This is a genomic window from Lentilactobacillus hilgardii DSM 20176 = ATCC 8290 (assembly GCF_000159315.1).
Taxonomy (GTDB): domain Bacteria; phylum Bacillota; class Bacilli; order Lactobacillales; family Lactobacillaceae; genus Lentilactobacillus; species Lentilactobacillus hilgardii.
Map to the genome: position 1 here is coordinate 239361 of NZ_GG669993.1, position 6196 is coordinate 245556.

Below are 6196 nucleotides of genomic sequence, written 5' to 3' on the forward strand. Positions count from 1 at the left end.
GACCGTAAAAAGGCAGCCGACAAAGATGTAGCTGATTTTGCGGCACAACTTGGCTTTAGTTGGGTGACGCCTGAGATTGTGGATTCAATTGTTGAATCAGCCTATCAGCAATTTAAGAAGCTCGGCTATGACAACCACGAGCCTGCTACTTCACCTGAACCAACAGAGCCGGCCGAAAAATCGGCTGTCCCTGTACAAACACCGGCAAGCTCTGCTTCGGCAGTCGCACAAGTATCCGCACCAAAGCCTGAAAGTGTAGCAGAACCCGCTTCTGCAACATCGAAAAGTGTAGAAAAGAGTGATGCAAATGCCTAAATTAGGGATTGATGTATCGAGCTATCAAGGTAGTTCACTATCCTATTTTCAGAACTTCAAGAAGTTGGGCGCTGACTTTGCTGTAGTAAAATTAACCGAGGGCACCAATTATGTAAATCCAAAAGCTTCGGCACAAGTTACTAACTCGCTTAAAGTATTTGGTTCGGTTAGTGTCTATCATTTCTTTCAAGGCTATGGAATTGCTGAAGCTAAATACTTTTTAGCTTGGGTTAAGAAGTTTGGACTAGATAAATCTACTGTGCTAGTGATCGATGTTGAAGCGCCTGGACTGCCATACAATACGACACCACAAGTTAATACGTTTTTACGTTATCTGATTAATGCCGGATATAGAAATGTTGTAACCTATGGATCAAGTTCATGGTTTAATTCCGGTCGAATTCAACGAAATGCTTTAGTCGATAAACATATTTGGGTGGCATCTTACAGAGCTTCTCAGCCTGGTGTAGCCAACGCAAATGCGTGGCAGTTTAGTGATAACTGGCACGGAGTCGATGCATCGTACGATTTTGATGGCTCACTATCAGGTAGCAAGACTACTGAGAAACCTTCCTATTATGTAACGCCTGGTCTCTACCAAGTTCGTATGAAGTGGCTGCCAATGTATAACTCAATGGAGTTTAAGAAAGCTAATAAACGTGCGGATAGATATGGTACTGGCTCACGTTTCTGGGCGACACCGGTGAAGCATGGTAAGATTACTCGCCTGTATATCAACGGGCAGGGCTACGTTTCATCCAACAAATGGTATGTTAAATTCTTGAAGAAGTCGAAACCTAAAGCTAAATAGACTATCAAGTCCACCTCGTTAATTCGGGGTGGGCTTTTTTGCATATTAGTGATTAAATTTAACTGAGTTTCCGTTTACGTTTTTGAACAAAAAGTGTAAAAGTGAATACATGATGTGAAAATGTTAATATTAAGCGGGTTTCAAACGATTGTTATTCAAAAGTTGAAATTGAGTTCCTACTATTATACTGATTCTATTCCACCATTTTTACTTCCTATCACAAAATAAGCCTAAACGATTTCAGATATTAAGAGTTCCTATTGAACTAAATAATTCTTATGAATACTAATAGTGCCAAGCATTATTAGATAAGCGAGGTATTTAATAAATAAGTCAAAAACTACCTATACTATAGGAAGCCTTCATGGCGGTTCTTCAAACCGATGAGGAAGAAAAGGGCGATAAATAAGGGCTTTGGTTCATAAAACGTATACTAAAGTGTATCGAATTATTTGGCAGGCCTTTATTGCATTCTTCGTTTAACAGATATTAGAATTGAGATTCAATTGCGAAAGTTCACCTTGTATTGTGTGGGGGTGAACTTTTTTGGATAAGCCATATCCGGGCTTTACAATGAGCATTTTTTAACACACTACCAAAAGGGACGATGCTGATTTTTGTGTATATTTAAATTGGTAGCGGCTATTCTTCGTTTGAAAACAGACACTTTTAGCTCCTCAAAATAAAAGATCATGATTTAAGTCTTCATTACAAGACATAAAATCATGATCAACATTTAAATGAAACAGGAAACTTAAAACTGATCAGAATAATGAATGGGTCTAAAAGGTGAGTTTTGGATCTTGTTTTGCCAATCGATCATAAATTTTTTGAAGTTTTCTGATCTCTGCCGCATCGTCTAAAATATCATCAAATAGTTGTTCAATAACGGCTGTCATTGCACGATTATCATCGACTATCTGATCCTTTCGATCTTCGGTTTCTTGAGCTTCATACAGCTCTTGGAGTAAATTTGTTAATCGATGACGAAAATACGAAAGTTTCGGGTCATTATCATTCTTTTTCAGCAAGTGTGCGAGGCGATAATCGAAATACCGTTCCAACTTTTCGGCAGTTCCTAACGAAAGGTTATTGATGGACCGACTATGATTTCTTAATCGCAGAATAATTGAAGAATTCACTCCAGTCAGTTGCTCAATCTTATATGCACTCGCGTTACTGTCTAGAACAGCCTTAACTTTTTCTGATAAGTTCATTTTTTGACCCCTCGGATGAGTTAATTATGGATAGCGCCTTATTAAATTTACCCCTTCAGAACGTTAAATGAGATGATGTTTTTTAAATTTTAATCTTTCTTTAATTTTAGTATATGCTAATTTTCAATAACCTGTCAAAGAATTAGATTTCAATTTTCTGACCGGTCCTTTCACCCTTTAGATGAGTCCTACTGATTGATTAAAAATCAGTTAATGTCAAAATAATGAAAGGCCATCTCACAAATAAGGCGTCCAATATTGAAATTTTTAAATAGGTGCTTGAAAAATGAACACTTAACTATTAAACTATATTAACTAAAAGTAGGTATTGGATCAGCCAATTCGAAGTTCAGTGATCATTTTGGTATCTATGATCGCCTTACCATCTTTATTTTGGTGGGTTTGAACACGGTCAAGCTGGTTTTGATTAATAATAAATTGATCGAAACTGGATTTAGAGGGGACTTCTAAAACTGAACGGTCATGTGATTGTTCAAAACTTAATTGATCTAAAACTAAGTTGTTAGGGATCGCTGAAAAAATATTACCGATGGCACGTAAAGCAACCTCACCGGTTTTCAAAAGTTGTGGTTTAAGAAAATCTCTGTGAAATAATTGCGACCCTTCGAAAATAGTTTCGCTGGCATGACTTTCCAGTACTGCACGATACCGGATTTCAATGGTATCGGGACGGATTTTGTTAATAAAACGCACTTTAAACAGTTCCATTTCTTTTTCAACTCCTTTATATTTCATGATAGGTAAAAGAAATGTTTAAATCAAGTTCGAAAATCATAATAAATATAGTTGCGTTTTCACAGATATTCTATTAATATATATATTAATTCGTTTTCCGTTCGATAAATTGTTTTGTCATCTTATGATTCAATGTTCAGAACTGAGCAATTGCTTTAATGATCAAAGGATACAAAGCTTAAATTTAGAATTGATAATCAAATTAATAAGGCATCTAGTAGGTGATTATCTACGTGCTTTACAGTTTAGGAGGTGTTAATTATTCTTAGTCGAACAAAGCAGTATTTACGAAAAAATGGTTATTTCTATAAGAAAGAGTACATGCGTCCATTACTGACGCCGGATAATATCTATATTTTTCGATTTGGCCGCGACCGACTGGATAATCGGCTAATTATTCGATACAGTCATAAATGGACTGGTAGACAGCGAATAAATGAGATTGATTTGCGTCTCCATAAGCAAAAACATCCCCGGATATTTTACAGTGAGTCAGAGTTGCTTCATTATTTGGAAGAACATTTATTGAGGCATGAAGCCAAAGTACAGGCTCGAGAAGCCAAAAAATCAAAAGAAGTGACGGATGGAGCATCCAAATAAGGGTGCTTTTTTCGTACCGTTAATAACTTAAGGATGGTAGGAGACTATTTATGCAATGGACTGAAGTTTCGATAATCACAACAAGTGAAGCGGTTGAGGCCGTTTCAAATATTTTAATGACTTATGGCGCAACAGGCGTTTCAATTGAGGATGCAAAAGATTTTGAAAAGCTATCTACCGGTATGTATGGTCACCATGGCGGCTATATTGATTTAGAAGATGTTCCACACATTTCAAAAGGAGCGATTGTGTCTGCTTATTATCCGGAAAGCAGACACATCGATCAGCACGCTGCGGAAATTTCATCTGAGGTACAAGGGCTCACTGAATTTGGGCTCAAATCGGCTCCTGGTGAGCTTAAAATAAGCCCGGTAGCAGATGAAAATTGGAAAACTGCTTGGGAAAAATACTATCATCCATTTGCCGTGACAAGATATTTAACGGTTGTGCCCAGTTGGGATGACTACAAACCAAAGAATTCATTAGAACAACTCATCCGCCTTGACCCAGGGATGGCATTTGGAACGGGGACGCACCCGACCACCCAATTGTCTTTGCAGGCCTTGGAAATGGTCCTTCGTGGTGGCGAATCAATAATTGATGTTGGAACAGGCTCGGGGGTGCTAAGTATTGCTGCCAAGTTAATGGGGGCAAAAAAAATTACTGCTTATGACGTTGATGATGTGGCGGTTGAGTCCGCTAAGAAAAATATGCGTCTTAATCCTCAAGCAGCTGATATTCCGGTTGCCGTTAATGATTTATTGAAGGGAATTCATACCCAGGTTGACTTAGTAGTTGCCAATATCCTTGCAGAAATTATTGTCCCTTTGGTGCCTCAAGCGTATGAAAATCTGAAGCCGGGCGGTCATTTTTTAATGTCAGGAATTATCAAAGATAAATATGGTTTGATTATAAATACGCTGAATCAATTTCATTTTAAAGTGGATCAGTCGATGAAAATGGGGGACTGGTATGCTGTTATTGCTGAAAAAACAGTCGAAGAGGATAAATAATGCAGCATTATTTTATTAATGAGAATCTAACAAACAATCAAAGGGTAACACTTCCCTTAGAAATTGGGCATCATCTTAGTAAAGTGCTTCGCGCTGAAGTGGGGGATAAGGTTCAGTTGGTTTCAGCTACCCATCTTGTTTATCTTGCAGAAATCGGGTCAATTGATGGGCGACAGGTAACAGCGACGATTCAAAAAGAACTTCACATGGATGTTGAACTACCCGTGGAAGTCACGATCGTCAGTGGCTTGTCAAAAAAGAATAAGCCTGAGTTAATTGTCCAGAAAGCAACGGAGCTTGGTGCCGATCATATCATATTTCTACCAATGGCCCGTTCAATTGTTAAGTGGGATCAAAAAAGTGAAAAAAAGCTCAAACGGCTTAATGAGGTTGCATTAAGTGCAGCTGAACAATCACATCGAAATCTTGTTCCGACGGTTAGCTACCTACACAGTCTTTATGAGCTGACTAAACGACCCTTCGATGTTAAACTTGTGGCGTATGAGGAAGCCGCCAAAGATGGGGAAGAGTCTAATTTGGCTCAGGCTCTGAAAGACATTCGTCCTGATACATCAATTGTGGCAGTCTTTGGTCCAGAGGGCGGTATTTCTTCCGAGGAGATTTCACTACTAACTGACCAGGCATACATTTCAGCTGGTTTGGGGCCGAGAATTTTACGAACTGAAACAGCACCAATGTACTTTTTGTCGTCCGTATCGGTCATGACAGAGCTCCTCAAAAGCTGATTTCGGTTAAAAACAATGATAGAATAATGACTATTAGAAACGATTATTTTTAAATGGCCTTAAACGCTTGTGACCGGGTAACAACCGACATAGTTGCTTAACGTTCATTTTTCAATAACAGAGAAGAGTTGATAAAATGACTACTAAAATTTGGACTGCTGATGACGTTATTAAAAAGGTATCCGAGTATATGAACGATGATCATGTCAAAATGGTCAAACGAGCTTATGAGTTTGCCAAAATTGCACACAAAGACCAAATGCGTCAATCCGGAGAACCATATATTACCCATCCGATTCAGGTAGCCGGAATCTTAGCAGACCTGCACATGGACCCAGAAACAGTCTCATCGGGGTTCTTACACGACGTAGTAGAAGATACCGGCGCCGAGCTGAGTGATGTTCAGGAGTTGTTTGGTAACGACGTCGCACTGATTGTCGATGGGGTTACCAAACTTTCAAAAATTAAATATAAATCAAGTGAAGAACGCCTCGCTGAAAATCATCGCAAATTGCTTCTGGCCATGTGCAAAGATATTCGAGTTATGATTGTTAAATTGGCTGATCGGCTACACAATATGAGAACTTTAAAATCGCTACGGCCGGATAAGCAACGGCGGATTGCCAAAGAGACGTTGGAAATTTATGCACCGATTGCTGATCGTTTAGGTATCGGAACCATTAAATGGGAACTTGAGGATATTTCGCTTCGTTATCTTAATCCACAACAATATTATCG

At 38.7% G+C, this 6196-nt stretch carries 7 protein-coding genes and 1 pseudogene; 6 read left to right on the top strand and 2 right to left on the bottom strand.

The window, feature by feature from the left end:
• Window positions 1-315 (top strand): annotated as a pseudogene (locus HMPREF0519_RS05255) (hypothetical protein); the annotation flags it as partial.
• Window positions 308-1126, top strand: coding sequence for a GH25 family lysozyme (locus HMPREF0519_RS05260; protein WP_040472721.1), 819 nt, complete (start codon window positions 308-310; stop codon window positions 1124-1126). The pseudogene HMPREF0519_RS05255 and the gene HMPREF0519_RS05260, both read left to right, overlap by 8 nt.
• 782 nt (window positions 1127-1908) lie before the next feature.
• Here HMPREF0519_RS05260 and HMPREF0519_RS05265 read toward each other — a convergent pair.
• Window positions 1909-2343 carry a hypothetical protein gene (locus HMPREF0519_RS05265; protein WP_004561438.1) on the bottom strand — a complete coding sequence of 145 codons (435 nt, stop codon included), beginning with the start codon at window positions 2341-2343 and terminating at the stop codon, window positions 1909-1911.
• A 333-nt stretch (window positions 2344-2676) separates the two neighbouring features.
• Window positions 2677-3099, bottom strand: a complete 423-nt coding sequence (locus HMPREF0519_RS05270) for a hypothetical protein (protein WP_004561439.1) — start codon at window positions 3097-3099, stop codon at window positions 2677-2679.
• A 252-nt stretch (window positions 3100-3351) separates the two neighbouring features.
• Between HMPREF0519_RS05270 and HMPREF0519_RS05275 the strand changes: the two genes are divergently transcribed.
• The 4 genes from HMPREF0519_RS05275 to HMPREF0519_RS05290 form a co-directional block, all read left to right on the top strand.
• A complete protein-coding gene (locus tag HMPREF0519_RS05275; RefSeq protein ID WP_003553836.1) occupies window positions 3352-3699 on the top strand; it encodes a hypothetical protein in 348 nt (115 codons plus the stop codon).
• 50 nt (window positions 3700-3749) lie between these two features.
• The gene (gene prmA, locus HMPREF0519_RS05280; protein WP_004561440.1) at window positions 3750-4712 is read left to right on the top strand and encodes a 50S ribosomal protein L11 methyltransferase; all 963 of its coding nucleotides are present in this window, start codon (window positions 3750-3752) and stop codon (window positions 4710-4712) included.
• Window positions 4712-5458, top strand: a complete 747-nt coding sequence (locus HMPREF0519_RS05285) for a 16S rRNA (uracil(1498)-N(3))-methyltransferase (RefSeq protein ID WP_004561441.1) — start codon at window positions 4712-4714, stop codon at window positions 5456-5458. The genes prmA and HMPREF0519_RS05285 overlap by 1 nt, the downstream gene beginning before the upstream one ends.
• 136 nt (window positions 5459-5594) lie before the next feature.
• A partial coding sequence (locus HMPREF0519_RS05290) for an HD domain-containing protein (protein ID WP_004561442.1) occupies window positions 5595-6196 on the top strand: 602 nt, incomplete at its 3' end.